This window comes from Serratia sp. Tan611 (genome assembly GCF_905188235.1).
Lineage (GTDB): Bacteria > Pseudomonadota > Gammaproteobacteria > Enterobacterales > Enterobacteriaceae > Serratia_B > Serratia_B rhizosphaerae.
The window spans coordinates 1,171,349-1,188,175 of the sequence record NZ_LR994655.1; the positions used below are offsets into that span (position 1 = coordinate 1,171,349).

At 58.2% G+C, this 16,827-nt stretch carries 16 protein-coding genes and 1 other annotated feature; of the genes, 11 read left to right on the forward strand and 5 right to left on the reverse strand.

Annotation, left to right across the window (positions count from 1 at the left end; translation table 11 throughout):
- Window positions 1-4 precede the first annotated feature (4 nt).
- The 3 genes from TAN611_RS05470 to sdeX all read right to left on the reverse strand — a co-directional run bounded on the left by TAN611_RS05470 (window position 5) and on the right by sdeX (window position 4,758).
- Entirely contained in the window at window positions 5-259 is a 255-nt protein-coding gene (locus TAN611_RS05470) for a type B 50S ribosomal protein L31 (RefSeq protein ID WP_015671227.1), read from the reverse strand.
- Between the two features lie 150 nt (window positions 260-409).
- Window positions 410-3,556: a multidrug efflux RND transporter permease subunit SdeY gene (sdeY, locus tag TAN611_RS05475; RefSeq protein WP_105230049.1), complete on the reverse strand. Its 3,147-nt coding sequence runs from the start codon at window positions 3,554-3,556 to the stop codon at window positions 410-412.
- Window positions 3,557-3,573: 17 nt separating this feature from the next.
- A complete protein-coding gene (gene sdeX / locus TAN611_RS05480; RefSeq protein ID WP_105230050.1) occupies window positions 3,574-4,758 on the reverse strand; it encodes a multidrug efflux RND transporter periplasmic adaptor subunit SdeX in 1,185 nt (394 codons plus the stop codon).
- A 142-nt stretch (window positions 4,759-4,900) separates the two neighbouring features.
- Here sdeX and acrR point away from each other — a divergent pair, with 142 nt between their 5' ends.
- Window positions 4,901-5,563 carry a multidrug efflux transporter transcriptional repressor AcrR gene (acrR, locus tag TAN611_RS05485; RefSeq protein ID WP_197951405.1) on the forward strand — a complete coding sequence of 221 codons (663 nt, stop codon included), beginning with the start codon at window positions 4,901-4,903 and terminating at the stop codon, window positions 5,561-5,563.
- Window positions 5,564-5,599: 36 nt separating this feature from the next.
- Complete coding sequence (locus TAN611_RS05490) at window positions 5,600-5,953, forward strand: DsrE/DsrF/TusD sulfur relay family protein (RefSeq protein ID WP_105230052.1); 354 nt, start codon at window positions 5,600-5,602, stop codon at window positions 5,951-5,953.
- A gap of 14 nt (window positions 5,954-5,967) precedes the next feature.
- Here TAN611_RS05490 and rsmS read toward each other — a convergent pair whose 3' ends face one another.
- Both rsmS and priC read right to left on the reverse strand, forming a co-directional pair.
- Window positions 5,968-6,144, reverse strand: a complete 177-nt coding sequence (gene rsmS, locus TAN611_RS05495; RefSeq protein ID WP_105230053.1) for a pleiotropic regulatory protein RsmS — start codon at window positions 6,142-6,144, stop codon at window positions 5,968-5,970.
- 151 nt (window positions 6,145-6,295) lie between these two features.
- The gene (gene priC, locus TAN611_RS05500; protein ID WP_105230054.1) at window positions 6,296-6,832 is read right to left on the reverse strand and encodes a primosomal replication protein PriC; all 537 of its coding nucleotides are present in this window, start codon (window positions 6,830-6,832) and stop codon (window positions 6,296-6,298) included.
- 130 nt (window positions 6,833-6,962) lie between these two features.
- Here priC and TAN611_RS05505 point away from each other — a divergent pair, with 130 nt between their 5' ends.
- The 9 genes from TAN611_RS05505 to TAN611_RS05545 all read left to right on the forward strand — a co-directional run bounded on the left by TAN611_RS05505 (window position 6,963) and on the right by TAN611_RS05545 (window position 16,824).
- Complete coding sequence (locus TAN611_RS05505; protein WP_111738101.1) at window positions 6,963-7,343, forward strand: DUF454 family protein; 381 nt, start codon at window positions 6,963-6,965, stop codon at window positions 7,341-7,343.
- A gap of 209 nt (window positions 7,344-7,552) precedes the next feature.
- Window positions 7,553-8,104, forward strand: coding sequence for an adenine phosphoribosyltransferase (gene apt / locus TAN611_RS05510; protein ID WP_105230056.1), 552 nt, complete (start codon window positions 7,553-7,555; stop codon window positions 8,102-8,104).
- Between the two features lie 147 nt (window positions 8,105-8,251).
- Window positions 8,252-10,201 (forward strand): DNA polymerase III subunit gamma/tau, encoded by a 1,950-nt coding sequence (dnaX, locus tag TAN611_RS05515; RefSeq protein WP_105230057.1) that lies wholly within the window; start codon window positions 8,252-8,254, stop codon window positions 10,199-10,201.
- Window positions 9,534-9,598 (forward strand) — a sequence feature (DnaX frameshifting element). (Overlaps the previous gene by 65 nt.)
- A 42-nt stretch (window positions 10,202-10,243) precedes the next feature.
- On the forward strand, window positions 10,244-10,573 hold the full coding sequence (locus TAN611_RS05520) for a YbaB/EbfC family nucleoid-associated protein (RefSeq protein ID WP_105230058.1): 330 nt from the start codon (window positions 10,244-10,246) through the stop codon (window positions 10,571-10,573).
- On the forward strand, window positions 10,573-11,178 hold the full coding sequence (gene recR / locus TAN611_RS05525) for a recombination mediator RecR (RefSeq protein ID WP_015671237.1): 606 nt from the start codon (window positions 10,573-10,575) through the stop codon (window positions 11,176-11,178). Before TAN611_RS05520 ends, recR begins: the two co-directional genes overlap by 1 nt.
- Before the next feature lie 142 nt (window positions 11,179-11,320).
- Window positions 11,321-13,186, forward strand: coding sequence for a molecular chaperone HtpG (htpG, locus tag TAN611_RS05530; RefSeq protein ID WP_203067374.1), 1,866 nt, complete (start codon window positions 11,321-11,323; stop codon window positions 13,184-13,186).
- A gap of 311 nt (window positions 13,187-13,497) precedes the next feature.
- Window positions 13,498-14,142: an adenylate kinase gene (adk, locus tag TAN611_RS05535; protein WP_105230060.1), complete on the forward strand. Its 645-nt coding sequence runs from the start codon at window positions 13,498-13,500 to the stop codon at window positions 14,140-14,142.
- Between the two features lie 163 nt (window positions 14,143-14,305).
- Window positions 14,306-15,439: a sugar diacid recognition domain-containing protein gene (locus TAN611_RS05540; RefSeq protein ID WP_111737616.1), complete on the forward strand. Its 1,134-nt coding sequence runs from the start codon at window positions 14,306-14,308 to the stop codon at window positions 15,437-15,439.
- A 119-nt stretch (window positions 15,440-15,558) separates the two neighbouring features.
- Window positions 15,559-16,824, forward strand: a complete 1,266-nt coding sequence (locus TAN611_RS05545) for a GntP family permease (RefSeq protein ID WP_105230062.1) — start codon at window positions 15,559-15,561, stop codon at window positions 16,822-16,824.
- The last annotated feature ends 3 nt before the right edge of the window (window positions 16,825-16,827 follow it).

Below are 16,827 nucleotides of genomic sequence, written 5' to 3' on the forward strand. Positions count from 1 at the left end.
TCCCTTATTTGCTGCCGATAAAGCGGCCGAAACGCTGTTGGAAACGTGCGGTGCTGCCTTCTTTCGAGAACTCTTTCTGCTTGCCGGTGTAATACGGATGTGAAGCAGAGGAGACGTCAATGGTGACGTAGGGCAGCGTTTCGCCTTCGAACTCCACGGTGCGATCGGTTTTGATGGTCGACCCTATTTTGAAGTAGCTATTGGCGCTCAGATCGTGGAAGACCACCGGGCGGTATTGCGGATGAATGTCGGGTTTCATGATAGGCTCCATTTGATATGTTATATCATAACAAATATTATGCGCCGCTTGCCGGTTACGATCAAGTGCAAAATAGGTGAAGGAAAAGGGAAGGAAACGCTAGGCAAAAAAAAGGCCGCTTGCGCGGCCTTGGTGTTAACTTAAATGCGATTAACGATGTTCAACCGGATGGCTGTGCTCGATATCTTCAGACTTCTTGGTGAAGCGGCGGCGTACCACCACGAAGAAGACCGGAACAAAGAAGATAGCCAGTACGGTGGCGGTAATCATCCCGCCCATTACGCCGGTACCTACCGCGTTCTGAGCGCCGGAGCCAGCGCCGGAGCTGATAACCAGCGGCAGTACCCCGAGGATAAACGCCAGTGAGGTCATCAGGATTGGGCGCAGACGCATGCGTACCGCATCCAGCGTCGCCTCAATCAGGCCCTTACCTTCTTTTTCCATCAGATCCTTGGCGAATTCGACGATTAATATCGCGTTCTTCGCCGATAGCCCAATGGTTGTCAGCAGGCCCACCTGGAAGTAAACGTCGTTGTTCATGCCGCGCATTGTGGCGGCCAGCAGTGCGCCGATAACCCCGAGTGGCAGAACCAGCATGACCGAGAACGGAATTGACCAGCTCTCATACAGCGCTGCCAGACACAGGAACACCACCAGAATCGAGATCGCGTACAGTGACGGCGCCTGGTTACCGGACAGACGTTCCTGATAGGACATACCGGTCCAGTCGTAACCTACGCCGCTTGGCAGTTTCGACGCCAGCTCTTCCATCAGGTTCATGGCTTCACCGGTACTCTTACCTGGCGCAGCCTGGCCGAGGATCTCCATAGACGGCAGACCGTTATAACGTTCCAGACGTGGTGAACCGTATTCCCATTTGGCGCTGGAGAAGGCGGAGAACGGCACCATCTGACCGGATTCGCCGCGGACATACCATTTATTGATATCTTCCGGCAGCATACGGTACGGCGCATCAGACTGTACGTACACTTTCTTCACACGACCGCGGTCGATGAAGTCGTTGACGTATGAGCCGCCCAGTGCGGTGGTCAGCGTATTGTTGATGGTGGTCAGGCTGACGCCCAGCGCCTTGGCTTTCTCCTGGTCGACGGTCAGTTTGAACTGCGGCGTATCTTCCAGGCCGTTAGGACGCATACCGACCAGCATATCCGGGTGCTGTGCGGCCATGCCCAGCAGTTGGTTACGCGCTTCGGTCAGTTTTTCGTGGCCTAAACCGCCCTGGTCAATCAGTTCGAAGTCAAAACCGGTCGCGGTGCCCAGCTCGATAATCGCCGGCAGGTTGAATGGAATCACCATCCCGTCTTTGATTTTGGAGAAGGCGGCCATCGCACGGCCGGCAATTGCCTCGACCTTGTTCTCGCTGCCCGGACGTTCGTTCCAGTCTTTCAGGCTGACGAATGACAGGCCGTTGTTCTGGCCGTTACCGTTAAAGCCGAAGCCGGCAACGGTAAACACTGACACCACGTTATCTTTTTCTTTGGTCAGGAAGTGGTCGGTAACCTCTTCCAGCACTTTCGCCGTACGTGCTTCCGTCGCGCCGGCAGGCAGCTGCACCATGGTCAGCAGAATGCCCTGGTCTTCATCCGGCAGGAATGAAGAAGGCAGACGCAGGAACAGGAACGCCATGCCCACGACGATCAGCAGGTAAATCAGCAGATAACGACCGGTGCTGCGCAGAATGTTGGCCACGCTGTCGGTGTAGTGGTGCGTGCTCTTTTCGAACATGCGGTTGAACCAGCCGAAGAAGCCGGTCTTCACCCCGTGATCGCCTTTCGGGATCGGTTTGAGCATGGTGGCGCACAGCGCAGGCGTCAGGATCATTGCCACCAGCACCGACAGCGCCATCGCGGAAACGATGGTGATCGAGAACTGACGGTAGATGGCGCCGGTAGAACCGCCGAAGAAGGCCATCGGGATAAATACCGCAGACAGCACCATAGCGATACCGACCAGCGCGCCCTGAATCTGCCCCATCGATTTCTTGGTGGCTTCTTTCGGCGGTAGCCCTTCCTCGGACATCACACGCTCGACGTTTTCCACCACCACGATGGCGTCATCCACCAATAGGCCTATCGCCAACACCATGCCGAACATCGTCAGGGTGTTTATCGAGAAGCCGAACGCCGCCAGGATGGCGAACGTACCCAGCAAGACGACCGGCACCGCGATGGTTGGAATCAGCGTAGCGCGGAAGTTTTGCAGGAACAGGTACATGACCAGGAACACCAGCACGATCGCTTCAAACAGCGTTTTCACCACTTCGTTAATGGAAATTTTAACGAACGGCGTGGTGTCGTACGGATAGACCACTTTCATTCCCTGCGGGAAGAACGGCTGCAGTTTGCCCAGCTCGGCTTTGACCGCCGCGGCGGTGTTCAGCGCGTTGGCGCCGGTCGCCAGTTTGATACCCAGGCCGGCGGCCGGTTTGCCGTTGTAGCGTGCGGTTACGGCGTAGCTTTCCGCGCCGCGCTCAATGCGCGCCACGTCCTGCAGGCGCACCTGTGAACCGTCGCTGTTCACCTTCAGCAGAATCTTACCGAACTCCTCCGGCGTCTTCAGACGGGTCTGCGCGATGATGGAGGCGTTAAGCTGCTGGCCTTCTACCGGCGGCATGCCGCCCAGCTGACCGGCAGCGATCTGGTTGTTCTGCTCGGTGATGGCGCTGGTGACATCGGTGGTCGTCAGCTGGAAGTTGTTCAGCTTGTTCGGGTCCAGCCAGACGCGCATTGCGTACTGGGCGCCGAACAGCTGCACTTCACCCACGCCGGAAGCACGGCTGATCGGGTCTTTGATGTTGGAGGCCACGTAGTCGGCAATGTCATCCTGAGTCATGTTCGGATCGTCGGAAACGAAGCCGGCCACCATCAGGAAGCTACTGCTGGATTTCTCTACTTTCAGACCTTGTTGCTGTACTTCCTGCGGCAACAGCGGGGTTGCCAGCGACAGTTTGTTCTGAACCTGTACCTGCGCGATGTCAGGATCGGTGCCGGAATCAAACGTCAGCGTGATTTGCACGCTGCCGGAGGAGTCACTGGAGGAGGACATGTACATCAGATTATCGATACCGTTCATATTCTGTTCGATAATCTGCGTAACGGTGTCCTGCACCGTGGTGGCATCCGCGCCAGGGTAGGTGGCGGAGATGGTCACCGCCGGCGGTGCGATAGTCGGATACTGCGCAATCGGCAGTTTCATTATCGCAAGCACCCCTGCCAACATCACGATGATGGCGATTACCCAGGCGAAAATGGGGCGATCTATAAAGAACTTAGCCATGTATTACCGGCTCCTTTTTATGACTTCTGCGCGTCAGCCTGCGGCTGTTTTTGCGCCTGAGTGTCAACTTCTTGTGCTTTTACCTGCATGCCTGGCTTGGTCGTCATCAGACCGGTGACGATCACGCGGTCGCCGGATTTCAGACCGTCGGTAACCAGCCATTTGTCGCCGATGGCCTGGTCAGCCTGCAGGGTACGCATTTCAACCTTGTTGTCGGCACCGACCACCAAAGCGGTAGCCTGACCGCGCGGGTTGCGCGTCACGCCCTGCTGTGGCACCAACAGCGCGTTGCTGCGTACGCCTTCATCCAGACGGGCGCGCACGAACATGCCGGGCAGCAGCTGGTCGTTCGGGTTAGGGAATACCGCGCGGATGGTGATGGAACCGGTGGTTTCATCGACGGTGACGTCGGAGAACTCCAGGGAACCTTCCTGTGCGTATTCTTGACCGTTTTCCAGCAGCAGCTTGACTTTTGCCTTGCCGTTTTCCTGTTTCAGGGTGCCGTTAGCCAGCTCCTGTTTCAGACGCAGGAAATCGTTGCTTGACTGCGTGACGTCGACATACATCGGATCCAGCTGCTGTACGGTGGCCAGCGCGGTGCTCTGCCCGGTCGTTACCAGCGCGCCTTCGGTCACAGAGGACTTGCCGATGCGGCCGGAAATTGGCGAGGTCACCTTGGTGTAAGCCAGATTGATGCGGGCGGTTTCCACCGCGGCCTTGGCGGCCAGCACTGCGGCGTTGTTTTGCTGCAGGGTGGAGGTAGCGGTATCGTAATCTTGCTTACTGATGTAGTTGGTACCCAGCAATGGTTTGTAACGGTTGACGGTTAAACGTGCGATTTCCGCCGCGGCCTGTGCTTTGGCCAGATCACCTTTGGCACTGTTGTAGTTAGCCTGGTAGGTGGCAGGATCGATTTGATACAAAGATTCGCCGGCCTTGATATCGCTGCCTTCGACAAAGTTACGCTTCAGGATGATGCCGCCGACCTGAGGGCGAACTTCGGCGATGCGATATGCAGCGGTGCGGCCAGGCAGGTCGGTTGTCATATTGAGAGGCTGTGCCTTCAAGGTAACCACGCCCACTTCGGGTGCCTGTTGAGCGCCTTGCTGTTGGGCTTCTTTATTATCACATCCTGTAAGCGCTAAGCTGCCGGAAAGCATCAGAACTGCCGCCAGAGGCGTTAACCCTCTGTTTTTGTTCATAGAAAGACCTCAAGTGTCCGATTTCAAAATGATCAATGGATCACAAGCGCGCAAACCCATTGCTGCGTTAATTTTATGTGCGTGCTATGGTACATACATTCGCAAATGTATGTAAATCACGCTCCCCCGAAAAAACAATGCCATGGCACGAAAAACCAAACAGCAGGCGCAAGAAACCCGACAACAGATTCTCGACGCTGCGGTGCGAGAATTTTCCGAGCGCGGCGTTTCCGCCACGTCGCTCACAGATATTGCAACGGCAGCCGGGGTGACGCGCGGTGCGATTTACTGGCATTTCAAGAATAAGGTAGACCTGTTTAACGAAGTTTGGGAATTATCAGAGTCGAAAATAGGCGACCTTGAAATAGAGTATCAGGCAAAGTTTCCTGATAATCCACTGAGGATTTTACGTGAAATCCTCATTTATGTCCTGACGGCGACGGTGGACGACGTACGCCGCCGCGCTCTGATGGAGATTCTCTTTCATAAATGTGAGTTTGTCGGCGAAATGATGCAGCTGCATGACATTCACAAAGTTTTATACCTCGAAAGTTACGATCATATTGAAAGCGTGCTGCGCAGCAGCATGCGCTGCGGTCAGCTGCCGGCCGATCTGCATACCCGGCGCGCGGCGGTTATTTTACGCGCTTACGTCACCGGTTTGATGGAAAACTGGCTGTTTATGCCGGAAACCTTCGATCTGAAGGGGGAGGCGGCGGCGCTGGTCGATGCGTTTATCGAAATGGTGCAGTATTGTCCGACGCTGCGCGTTAAACCGTCCGATTGTGCGGTGCTGACTTCCTGAATATACGCCGGGCCGAGCCTGGGTTAAGGAGAAGTGATGTCATCTATCGTGTTGGTCGCCAGCGGCGCAGCCTATGGCCAGGAATCCCTGTTTAACGCGTTACGCCTGGCGATCGCGCTGAAAGAACAGCAGAGCGCGCTGGAGCTGAAGATTTTTCTGATGTCCGATGCGGTGGTGGCCGGCATTGCCGGGCAGCAGCCGCATGAGGGCTATCATTTGCAGCAGATGCTGGAAATTCTGACGGCGCAGCAGGTGCCGATCAAACTGTGCAAGACCTGTGCCGATGCGCGCGGCGTCAGCCGCTTGACGCTGACCGACGGCGTGGAGATTGGCACGCTGGTGGAATTGGCGCAGTGGACGCTGGCGGCAGAGAAGGTGCTGACGTTTTAAGCGGCGTCGTCGCCTCAGCTTTCCGGCAGATAAGGCGAGGTGACGCCGGTGCGCTGCAGTTTTTCCTGATAGTCCCGTTTAACAATATCCAGCGCCGCCAGCGCGGTGGCTGGATCGATCTCGTTACACTCCAGCAGGTAAATCAGGTCTACCGCCAGCTGTAATTCCGGTGAAGCATTTTCTAGGGACATAAATCCAACGTTTAATTCAATGAGTAAATATATCCGGCATGGTCGTGCCTAATATGTCGGAAAATAACGGGAAGCTACCCGTGAGCAAGCATTGAGTATAGTGAAGGACGGCCGCCGCCGGGCATTTTCCTTCAAATATTGTGACAAATCTTCAAAAACCGTTTTCTTTACGCTCAATGCCGCGCTCGATGCGCGTCAGCGCTTGACGACAGCGCATCAGGCGTCCCTCCAGCGCCGCCACTTCCTGCTGCAGCTTGCGCTGCGCCGCCAGCGTGGTCTGAGCGCCGAGTAAACTTTCCCGGTCCTGAATCATGGCGATCAGCCGACGTTCATAGTCCTGATGTTCCGCCAGCTTGTGATACAGATCTTCCTCTTTTGCCGCTTTGGGCTGGTTTTTACGCCGCAGCGCCTGCGTCGCCAGTTCGCGTTGCAGCGCGGCGATCTGTGCCACCAGCTTTTCCGCCAGAAACGCCACCTGCGGCGTACGGCTTTCACTGACCGCGGTTTGCAGTTGCGCAAAGTTGTGCTGAATCTGCGCCAGATAGTCGCGCAGCCGCGTGCCTTGGTGGCTGAACAGCGCACTGTCGAAGCGGGCCTGCGGGATCGGCGCGTCGCCGTGCGGCGAAACCTCGCCGGCCAGTTGGGCGATCTGCTGTTCCAGAACCTGTATCAGTCGGTGTGTGCTCACGGTGGTGTGTCCTAACGGGCGTTATCGGGTTAGCCGCTATAGTACCCGAAAGCGGCGGCGGCAGGGGAATGTTACCTCGCCGGCCCGGAGCGGTGGTAAAGTGGAGGCTGCATGGCGAAGGGGGAAAATGATGGCGCGTTGGCTGTTGATTGTGGTCGGTTGGCTGGCGGTGGTACTGGCGACGCTCGGCGTGGTGTTGCCGCTGCTGCCGACGACGCCATTTTTACTGCTGGCGGCCTGGTGTTTTGCGCGCTCCTCACCGCGGTTTCACCACTGGCTGCTGTATCGCTCCTGGTGCGGCGGCTATCTGCGCCACTGGCAGCAGCATAAGGCGCTGCCGCCCGGCGCCAAATGGAAGGGGATGCTGCTGAGCACGCTAACCTTCGCCGTATCGATCTGGCTGGTGAATATCGGCTGGCTGCGACTTCTGCTGTTGCTGATGTTGATCGCGCTGCTGATTTTTATGTGGCGTCTGCCGGTTGTTGATCTGCCACAAGAAAAACGGCGCTGAACGCCGATTATTATGGGCAGAACGGACGGGCAAGGGCAGACCGAAAGCAAGGGACGGTTGCATTTGTGCGTCAGTTTGCATAAATTTGAGCGTTTTCGTGCGCGGGTTACCTCCTTATTTTACTTTTTCCAGGGCATCTTCCCTTAGAGGCGCTCCGGATTTCAGGCGTCCCGCGTTCCAGTTTTAAGCAGTTTTATCAGGCAATAATTATGACCGCTACTGCGCAGCAGCTTCAGTTTATTAAAGACAGTATCAAAACCATTCCGGATTACCCGAAGCCGGGCATACTGTTCCGTGACGTCACCAGCCTGCTGGAGAATCCACTGGCTTATGCTTCCAGCATCGAACTGCTGGTCGAGCGTTATCGCGATGCAGGCATCACCAAAGTGGTTGGTACCGAAGCGCGTGGTTTCCTGTTTGGCGCGCCGGTGGCGCTGGCGTTGGGCGTGGGCTTTGTGCCGGTACGTAAACCGGGCAAACTGCCGCGTGCCACGCTGAGTGAAAGCTATGAGCTGGAGTATGGCACCGACCAACTGGAAATTCACACCGACGCCATCGAAGCCGGCGACGTCGTGCTGGTGGTGGACGATCTGCTGGCGACCGGCGGCACCATCGAGGCCACCGCCAAGCTGATCCGCCGCCTGGGCGGCGAAGTCAAAGATGCGGCGTTTATCATCAATCTGCCGGATCTCGGCGGCGAAGCGCGGCTGAACAAGCTGGGCATCGACTGCTACTGCCTGGTGAATTTCGCCGGCCACTGATTGACGGCGGTTACCCGCCCGGCATGTTTCTCGCCGTTGTTGGCTGATGCACGGCGGCTTGAAGATGCAATGCGTATATCGGCCTCGCGGATTGACGCGGGGCTGTGTTAGCATGACCCTCCAGATTACTCGACTTCTCCGGTATTAATGAGCTATCAGGTTCTCGCCCGTAAGTGGCGCCCTCAAACGTTTGCAGATGTTGTCGGACAAGAACATGTCCTGACGGCGCTGGCTAACGGCCTCTCGCTGGGGCGGATTCATCACGCCTATCTGTTCTCAGGCACGCGCGGCGTGGGTAAAACCACCATCGCCCGCCTGCTGGCCAAAGGCCTGAACTGTGAAACCGGCATCACCGCCACGCCGTGCGGCCAATGCGATAACTGCCGCGAGATTGAGCAGGGGCGTTTTGTCGACCTGATTGAAATCGACGCCGCCTCGCGCACCAAAGTGGAAGACACCCGCGATCTGCTGGATAACGTGCAGTACGCGCCGGCGCGCGGCCGCTTCAAGGTCTATCTGATCGATGAAGTGCATATGCTGTCGCGTCATAGCTTCAATGCGTTGCTGAAAACGCTGGAAGAGCCACCGGAGCACGTCAAATTCCTGCTGGCGACCACCGATCCGCAGAAATTGCCGGTGACCATTCTGTCACGCTGCCTGCAATTCCATCTGAAAGCCCTGGACGTTGAACAGATCCGCAATCAGCTGGAGACGGTGCTGCAGGCCGAGAGCATCACCAGCGACGCGCGTGCGCTGCAATTGCTGGCGCGCGCCGCCGACGGCAGCATGCGTGACGCCCTGAGCCTGACCGATCAGGCGATCGCCATGGGGCAGGGGCAGGTTACCGCCGCCACCGTCAGCCAGATGCTCGGCACGCTGGACGACGAACAGCCGCTGGCGATCCTTGAAGCGTTGGTGACCGCCGACGGTGAAAAGGTGATGGCGCAGGTGGCGCAGGCCGCTTCGCGCGGCGTCGACTGGGAAAACCTGCTGGTGGAGACGCTGGCGCTGCTGCACCGGATTGCCATGGTGCAACTGCTGCCGTCGGTGCTGGATAACCATTACGCGGCGATTGAGCAGCGGCTGCGCGAGCTGGCCCGCACGTTGCCGCCGACTGACGTACAGCTGTATTACCAAACGCTGCTGATCGGCCGTAAAGAACTGGCCTACGCGCCGGATCGCCGTATGGGCGTCGAAATGACGCTGTTGCGCGCGCTGGCGTTTCATCCCAAGGCATTGATTCCGGAGCCGGTCGCCAGTGCGCCGGTGGCCGTTCAGGCACCGCAAGCGCCACAAGCACCGCAGGTGCAGCACATGCAAGATGCGCCGCCGCCGTTGGGCAGCAGCGCACCGCCGCAACGCGCGGCGGCAACATCATTACCGGATGCCACCGCGCAGTTATTGAAGGCGCGCACCCAGTTGCAGCGGCAACAGGGGGCATCCACCGCAAAAAAGAGTGAGCCGGCGGCGCCAGGAAGAGCGCGGCCGGCAAACTCAGCGCTGGAGCGATTAGCTTCCGTGACTGAGCGCAGCCAGCAGCGTCAGGCGGAAAAGATCGTGCAGCAGAAACCGGCGAAGCCGGAAGCTTACCGCTGGCGTGCGCAAACCGAGCCGGAAGCCGCGCCTGAGCCGGTCGCCACGCCGAAGGCGCTGCGCACCGCGCTGGAACATGAAAAAACGCCCGAACTGTCGGCTAAACTGGTGGCAGAGTCGATTGAACGCGACGCCTGGGCGGCGGAAATCGATAAGCTTAACATTCCCAAACTGGTGCAGCAGCTGGCGTTAAACGCCTTTAAAGAGCAGCAGGCACCCGGAAAAATTTGTCTTCACCTGCGGCCGACGCAGCGCCATCTGAATTCGCCTTCGGCGCAGAAGGCGCTCAGCGAGGCGCTCAGCGAGCTGCACGGCGGCCCGGTTGAGCTGACGGTGGTGGAAGACGAAAACCCGGCGGAGCGTACTCCGCTGGAATGGCGGCAAGCCATTTATGAAGAAAAACTGGCGCAGGCGCGTCAGTCTATCGTTGCGGATACCAACATTCAGACGCTGCGTCGGTTCTTCGATGCGGATTTGGATGAAGAGAGTATTCGCCCCCTTTAATCGCTGCGCACCCTGCGCGGCCCATTGCTACGAGAGACGACTATGTTTGGTAAAGGCGGTCTGGGCAACATGATGAAGCAAGCCCAGCAAATGCAGGAAAAAATGCAGCAGATGCAGGAAGAAATCGCCAAATTGGAAGTAACTGGCGAATCCGGCGCTGGTCTGGTGAAAGTGACGATTAACGGGGCGCACAACTGCCGCCGCGTGGAGATCGATCCAAGCCTGATGGAAGACGACAAAGAGATGCTGGAAGATTTGATCGCCGCTGCGTTCAATGACGCCGCGCGTCGCATCGAAGAAACGCAGAAAGAGAAAATGGCGTCGGTCTCCAGCGGCATGCAACTGCCGCCTGGCTTTAAGATGCCATTCTGATGCAAACCAGTCCGCTGCTGGAGTCATTGATGGAGGCGCTGCGCTGCCTGCCGGGCGTAGGCCCGAAATCGGCGCAGCGTATGGCGTTCCAACTGTTGCAACGGGATCGCAGCGGCGGTATGCGTTTGGCGCAGGCGTTGACCCGCGCCATGTCGGAAATCGGCCACTGCGCCGATTGCCGCACCTTTACCGAGCAAGATGTCTGCACCATCTGCGCCAATCCGCGCCGCCAGCAAAACGGCCAGATCTGCGTGGTGGAGAGCCCGGCGGATATCCACGCCATTGAGCAGACCGGCCAGTTTGCCGGCCGCTACTTTGTGCTGATGGGGCATCTGTCGCCGCTGGACGGCATCGGCCCGGCCGATATCGGCCTCGACCGGCTGGAGCAGCGGCTTGAGCAGGAGGAGATCGCCGAGGTGATCCTGGCGACCAACCCGACGGTCGAAGGGGAAGCCACCGCCAACTACATCGCAGAGATGTGCGGTCAGTACGGCGTGCTGGCCAGCCGCATCGCCCACGGGGTGCCGGTTGGCGGCGAGCTGGAAATGGTCGACGGCACCACGCTGTCGCATTCGCTGGCCGGGCGTCACGCTATCAAATTCTGACGTTTGCCGTTAACGGGATGCGCGACGCATCCCGTTTCTGCATAAAAACTTCCTCCCAGCCGCTTGAAAAACCACGCGCTTATCCCCATCTGATACTCATTGTTCGTTTTGGTACCAATTGTCTTTGAGGTAATCGATGAGTATGAAAGGCCAAGAAACCCGCGGATTTCAGTCTGAAGTCAAACAGCTGCTGCATTTGATGATTCATTCGCTGTATTCCAACAAAGAAATTTTTCTGCGCGAGCTGATTTCCAACGCTTCCGACGCCGCGGATAAACTGCGTTTCCGCGCGCTTTCCGCGCCGGAACTTTACGCGGGCGACGGCGACCTGCGCGTTCGTCTGTCTTTCGACAAAGACCAGCGTACGCTGACCATCTCTGATAACGGCATCGGCATGAGCCGCGACGAGGTTATTGAGAACCTCGGCACCATCGCCAAATCCGGCACCAAGGCGTTTCTGGAGTCCATCGGCTCCGATCAGGCGAAAGACAGCCAGCTGATCGGCCAGTTCGGCGTGGGCTTCTACTCGGCGTTTATCGTCGCCGATAAAGTCACCGTGCGCACCCGCGCCGCAGGCGCCGCCGCCGATGAGGGCGTATTCTGGGAGTCGGTCGGCGAAGGCGATTACACCATTGCCGATGTTACTAAAGAAGAGCGCGGTACCGAAATCACCCTGCACCTGCGTGAAGGTGAAGATGAGTATCTCGACGCCTGGCGTCTGCGTTCGGTGATCGGCAAATACTCTGACCATATCGCGCTGCCGGTTGAGATTGAAACCAAGAACGAAGAAGACGATACCGCCACTTGGGAGAAGGTCAACAAGGCCCAGGCGCTGTGGACCCGCAGCAAGTCGGACGTGACCGACGACGAATACAAAGAGTTCTATAAGCACATCGCCCATGACTTCAGCGATCCGCTGAGCTGGAGCCACAACCGGGTGGAAGGCAAGCAGGAGTACACCAGCCTGCTGTATATCCCGGCGCAGGCACCGTGGGATATGTGGAACCGCGACCATAAGCACGGGCTGAAGCTGTACGTGCAGCGCGTGTTCATCATGGACGATGCCGAGCAGTTTATGCCGAACTATCTGCGCTTTGTGCGCGGCCTGATCGACTCCAACGATCTGCCGCTCAACGTCTCGCGTGAAATTCTGCAGGACAGCCGCGTAACCCAGAACCTGCGCAGCGCGCTGACCAAACGCGTGCTGCAGATGCTGGAAAAACTGGCGAAAGACGACGCAGAAGCCTATCAGAAGTTCTGGCAGCAGTTCGGGCTGGTGCTGAAAGAAGGCCCGGCGGAAGACGCCAACAACAAAGACGCCGTCGCCAAGCTGCTGCGCTTTGCCTCTACCCACGGCGACAGCTCGGCGCAAACCGTGTCGCTGGAAGAGTACATCAGCCGCATGGGCGAAGGGCAGGATAAGATCTACTACATCACCGCCGACAGCTATGCCGCTGCCAACAGCAGCCCGCATCTGGAACTGTTCCGCAAGAAAGGCATCGAGGTGCTGCTGCTGTCTGACCGCATCGACGAATGGATGATGAGCTACCTGACCGAATTTGACGGCAAGGTGTTCCAGTCGGTCAGCAAGGCGGATGAAGCGCTGGAAAAACTGGCGGATGAAACCGAAGAGCAGAAAGAAGCGGAAAAACAGCTGGAGCCGTTTATCGATCGTGTGAAAACGCTGCTGGGCGAGCGGGTGAAGGACGTGCGGCTGACGCACCGCCTGACCGATACGCCGGCAATCGTCACCACCGATGCGGATGAAATGAGCACCCAGATGGCGAAACTGTTCGCCGCTGCGGGCCAGCAGGCGCCGGAAGTGAAATATATTTTCGAGCTGAATCCGGAGCATGCCTTGGTCAAACGCGCATCCGACGTGGGCGATAACGAACAATTTGCCGAGTGGATCGATCTGCTGCTGGATCAGGCGCTGTTGGCCGAACGCGGCACGCTGGAAGATCCGAACCTGTTTATCCGCCGGATGAACAAACTGCTGTCAGCATAATTCTGATTTATACCTAAACCTTCCGGGGCCGCGGCGTTATGCGCTGCGGCCCTGTATTTCTGCGGTCTGCTGGCGCTCCGTTCCTGGCATATGACGATCGGTGCGTGGTTTGGCGGAGAATGTAACCCTTTCATTTTTATGCCGTTGGCTGTTTATTGGCCGCAATCGATTTCCTGCTGTGCCTTGAGCCGGCCACCGCTAAAATGGTATGGTTGAGCGTTTTCGCAATTTTAATATAAAAACTTATACCCGATAGATTCCGGCCGCGGGCCTGGGATGCGAAGGGGATACATAGCAAGGGGATTTACGCAATGCGTATCATTCTGCTGGGCGCTCCGGGCGCTGGTAAAGGTACTCAGGCTCAATTCATCATGGAGAAATACGGCATTCCGCAAATCTCCACCGGTGATATGTTGCGCGCAGCCGTGAAGGCTGGCACTGAACTGGGCAAGCAGGCGAAAGAAATTATGGATGCCGGCAAGCTGGTCACCGACGAGCTGGTTATCGCTCTGGTGAAAGAGCGTATCGCCCAGGAAGATTGCCGTAACGGCTTCCTGCTGGACGGTTTCCCACGCACAATCCCGCAGGCTGACGCGATGAAAGAAGCCGGCATCAAGGTGGATTACGTGCTGGAGTTCGACGTGCCGGACGAACTGATCGTTGAGCGCATCGTTGGCCGCCGCGTGCACGCGCCGTCCGGCCGCGTGTATCACGTGAAATTCAACCCGCCGCAGGTGGAAGGCAAAGACGACGTGACCGGTGAAGAGCTGACCACGCGTAAAGATGACCAGGAAGAAACCGTGCGCAAACGTCTGGTGGAATACCATCAGCTGACCGCGCCGCTGGTGTCTTACTACCGTAAAGAAGCCGATGCGGGTAACACCCAGTATCACAAGATCGACGGGACCCGTCAGGTGAGCGAAGTCAGCGCCGAGCTGGCGACCATCCTGAACTGATTCGCCTTTCGTCGATATATAACGCCGGCTGATGTCCGGCGTTTTTTTTTGCCTTTTTTTCTTATGAAATGTGATCCGTCTGGCTTTGTGCTTGAACTGATGTTTAATTCTCCGCGGCGAATAACGTATAACAGCCCACACTTCAGTTTTCAGGAAGAAGCGCATGCTAAGACCGACCAATTTCTTGGAAGAATCCACCGCCCGCCAAATCGTCCAGCGCGCGATGGGCATTATCGCCTACTCGGTGAATGTGATGGACAACAACGGCGTCATTATTGCTTCCGGCGACGCCTCGCGCCTGTTCCAGCGCCATGAAGGAGCGGTGCTGGCGCTGACGGAGAACCGCGTGGTGGAGATTGACGTCGCCACCGCCGCCCACTTAAAAGGCGTGCAGCCGGGGATTAACCTGCCGTTCTGTTTCCGCAATCAGCGGGTGGGGGTGATCGGTATTTCCGGCGATCCGCTGCAGGTGCGCAACTATGCGGAGCTGGTCAAAATGGCGGCGGAGCTGATGGTCGAGCAGGCGGCGCTGCTTGACCAGCATCAGTGGGAGAAGCGTTACCGCGAAGAGCTGGCCAACCAGCTGCTGCAGGGGACGGGAGACCGGGCGGCGCTGGAGGCAATGGCCGCTTATCTGGGGTTGGATTTGCTGCAGCCGCGCATCGTGTGGATTATTGAGCTGCACGATCGGCAGCCGCATCTGCTGCGTGAACTGCTTAATGAGCTGGAGAGCGGCCAGCGTGAAGCGCTGATCGCCATGACCGGTCTCAACGAGCTGGTGCTGCTGCGCCCCGCCAGCTGGCTGCAGGGAAGCTGGAGCCAAAAGCTGGAGCGTAAGCAGGCACAGGCGCTGCAGGCTCGGCTGCAGCAGCGTTTCAACGTGCGGCTGATCGTTGGCGGTTACTTCGCCGGCGAAGAGGGCGTTTTTCGTTCCGGGCTGACGGCCCGCGCCACCCAGGCGATGGCGCGGCGGCTGAAGCTGCGTCATAAATCGCTGTTCTATGACGACTACCCGCTGCCGTCGCTGCTGTGCGACATGTGCGAAGACTGGCGGGCGCTGGAGCTGAGCAAGCCCTGGCGCATTCTGAGCGAACAGGATGACAAAGGGGTGTTGCGCCACACCCTGCGGCAATATTTTTCGCGGAACTGTGATCAGACGCAGACCGCGTTGCAGCTGCATATCCACGTCAACACGCTGCGCTATCGCCTGCAGCGTATCGAAGCCATTACCGGTTTAAAAATCAACGTATTGACGACAGCGCTGCAGCTCTATATCGGCATGCTGCTCAATGAGTAAATTGTGTAAACCCACAACTAACCGGTGTTCTGACCGCTGATTTTTTGTTGCTTCCTCTCAAGTTAACCGCCCCGGCGCGGCATATGTTGGTCTGACACCAATAACGGGGAATAACAATAATGACAACGGTATCCACATTGGGCGCACTGGTGGCGCTAGTCGTCGCCATCGTCCTGATTCTACGCAAGGTTCCACCCGCATACGGCATGATCGCCGGCGCCTTGGCCGGCGGGCTGTGCGGCGGCGCCGATCTGGTCGAAACCGTCACGCTGATGATCAGCGGCGCGCAGGGCATCACCAACGCGGTGATGCGCATCCTGGCCGCCGGCGTACTGGCGGGGGTGCTGATCGAATCCGGTGCGGCGCACACCATTGCCGAGACCATCGTGCGTAAAGTCGGCGAAACCCGCGCGCTGCTGGCGCTGGCGGTGGCTACACTGATCCTGACGGCGGTCGGCGTATTTATCGATGTGGCGGTGATCACCGTGGCGCCGATCGCACTGTCGATAGCGCATAAGGCCGGGATCTCGCGGGTGGCGATCCTGTTGGCGATGATCGGCGGCGGTAAGGCCGGCAACGTGATGTCGCCGAACCCGAATACCATTGCCGCCGCGGATAATTTTCATCAGCCGCTGACCTCGGTGATGATGGCGGGCATCGTGCCCGGCCTGTGCGGGCTGCTGGTGGCTTATCTGCTTGCCAAACGGCTGAGCAACACCGGCAGCATGGTGATCGCGGAGGAACTGACTTCTCAAAGCGAAGGCGCCCGTCCCGGTTTTTGGGTTGCCATCAGCGCGCCGCTGATCGCCATTTTGTTGCTGTCGCTGCGGCCGATCGCCGGTATCGCCATCGATCCGCTGATTGCCTTGCCGGTAGGGGGATTGGTCGGCGCGCTGCTGATGGGGCGTATCCGCCAGTGCAATCAGTTTATGGTGTCCGGCCTGAGCCGGATGGCGCCGGTGGCGATCATGCTGCTGGGGACGGGCACGCTGGCCGGGATTATCGCCAACTCGCAGCTAAAGGACGTGCTGATTAACACGCTGACGCATACCGGACTGCCGGCCTGGCTGCTGGCGCCGCTGTCAGGGGCGCTGATGTCGATGGCGACCGCCTCGACCACCGCCGGCACCGCCGTCGCTTCCGGCGTTTTCAGCACGACGCTGCTGGAGTTGGGGGTCAGCGGCCTGGCGGGGGCGGCGATGATTCATGCCGGCGCTACCGTGCTGGATCACCTGCCGCACGGCAGTTTTTTCCACGCCACCGGCGGCAGTGTCAATATGTCGGTGCATGAACGCCTGAAGCTGCTGCCGTATGAAACGCTGGTGGGCTTCACCATTGCGGCGGTTTCCGCGCTGATGTTCGGCGTATTTAATCTGGCAGGATAAGGA

What these genes read in the sequence shown, in the direction of transcription:
- apt (WP_105230056.1), top strand. Translation starts at nt 7,553, where the DNA reads ATGACCGCTACTGCGCAGCAGCTTCAGTTTATTAAAGACAGTATCAAA.
- rsmS (WP_105230053.1), bottom strand. Translation starts at nt 6,144, where the DNA reads ATGTCCCTAGAAAATGCTTCACCGGAATTACAGCTGGCGGTAGACCTG.
- TAN611_RS05505 (WP_111738101.1), top strand. Translation starts at nt 6,963, where the DNA reads ATGGCGCGTTGGCTGTTGATTGTGGTCGGTTGGCTGGCGGTGGTACTG.
- TAN611_RS05540 (WP_111737616.1), top strand. Translation starts at nt 14,306, where the DNA reads ATGCTAAGACCGACCAATTTCTTGGAAGAATCCACCGCCCGCCAAATC.
- TAN611_RS05520 (WP_105230058.1), top strand. Translation starts at nt 10,244, where the DNA reads ATGTTTGGTAAAGGCGGTCTGGGCAACATGATGAAGCAAGCCCAGCAA.
- sdeX (WP_105230050.1), bottom strand. Translation starts at nt 4,758, where the DNA reads ATGAACAAAAACAGAGGGTTAACGCCTCTGGCGGCAGTTCTGATGCTT.
- TAN611_RS05545 (WP_105230062.1), top strand. Translation starts at nt 15,559, where the DNA reads ATGACAACGGTATCCACATTGGGCGCACTGGTGGCGCTAGTCGTCGCC.
- htpG (WP_203067374.1), top strand. Translation starts at nt 11,321, where the DNA reads ATGAAAGGCCAAGAAACCCGCGGATTTCAGTCTGAAGTCAAACAGCTG.
- TAN611_RS05470 (WP_015671227.1), bottom strand. Translation starts at nt 259, where the DNA reads ATGAAACCCGACATTCATCCGCAATACCGCCCGGTGGTCTTCCACGAT.
- recR (WP_015671237.1), top strand. Translation starts at nt 10,573, where the DNA reads ATGCAAACCAGTCCGCTGCTGGAGTCATTGATGGAGGCGCTGCGCTGC.
- acrR (WP_197951405.1), top strand. Translation starts at nt 4,901, where the DNA reads ATGGCACGAAAAACCAAACAGCAGGCGCAAGAAACCCGACAACAGATT.
- sdeY (WP_105230049.1), bottom strand. Translation starts at nt 3,556, where the DNA reads ATGGCTAAGTTCTTTATAGATCGCCCCATTTTCGCCTGGGTAATCGCC.
- adk (WP_105230060.1), top strand. Translation starts at nt 13,498, where the DNA reads ATGCGTATCATTCTGCTGGGCGCTCCGGGCGCTGGTAAAGGTACTCAG.
- TAN611_RS05490 (WP_105230052.1), top strand. Translation starts at nt 5,600, where the DNA reads ATGTCATCTATCGTGTTGGTCGCCAGCGGCGCAGCCTATGGCCAGGAA.
- dnaX (WP_105230057.1), top strand. Translation starts at nt 8,252, where the DNA reads ATGAGCTATCAGGTTCTCGCCCGTAAGTGGCGCCCTCAAACGTTTGCA.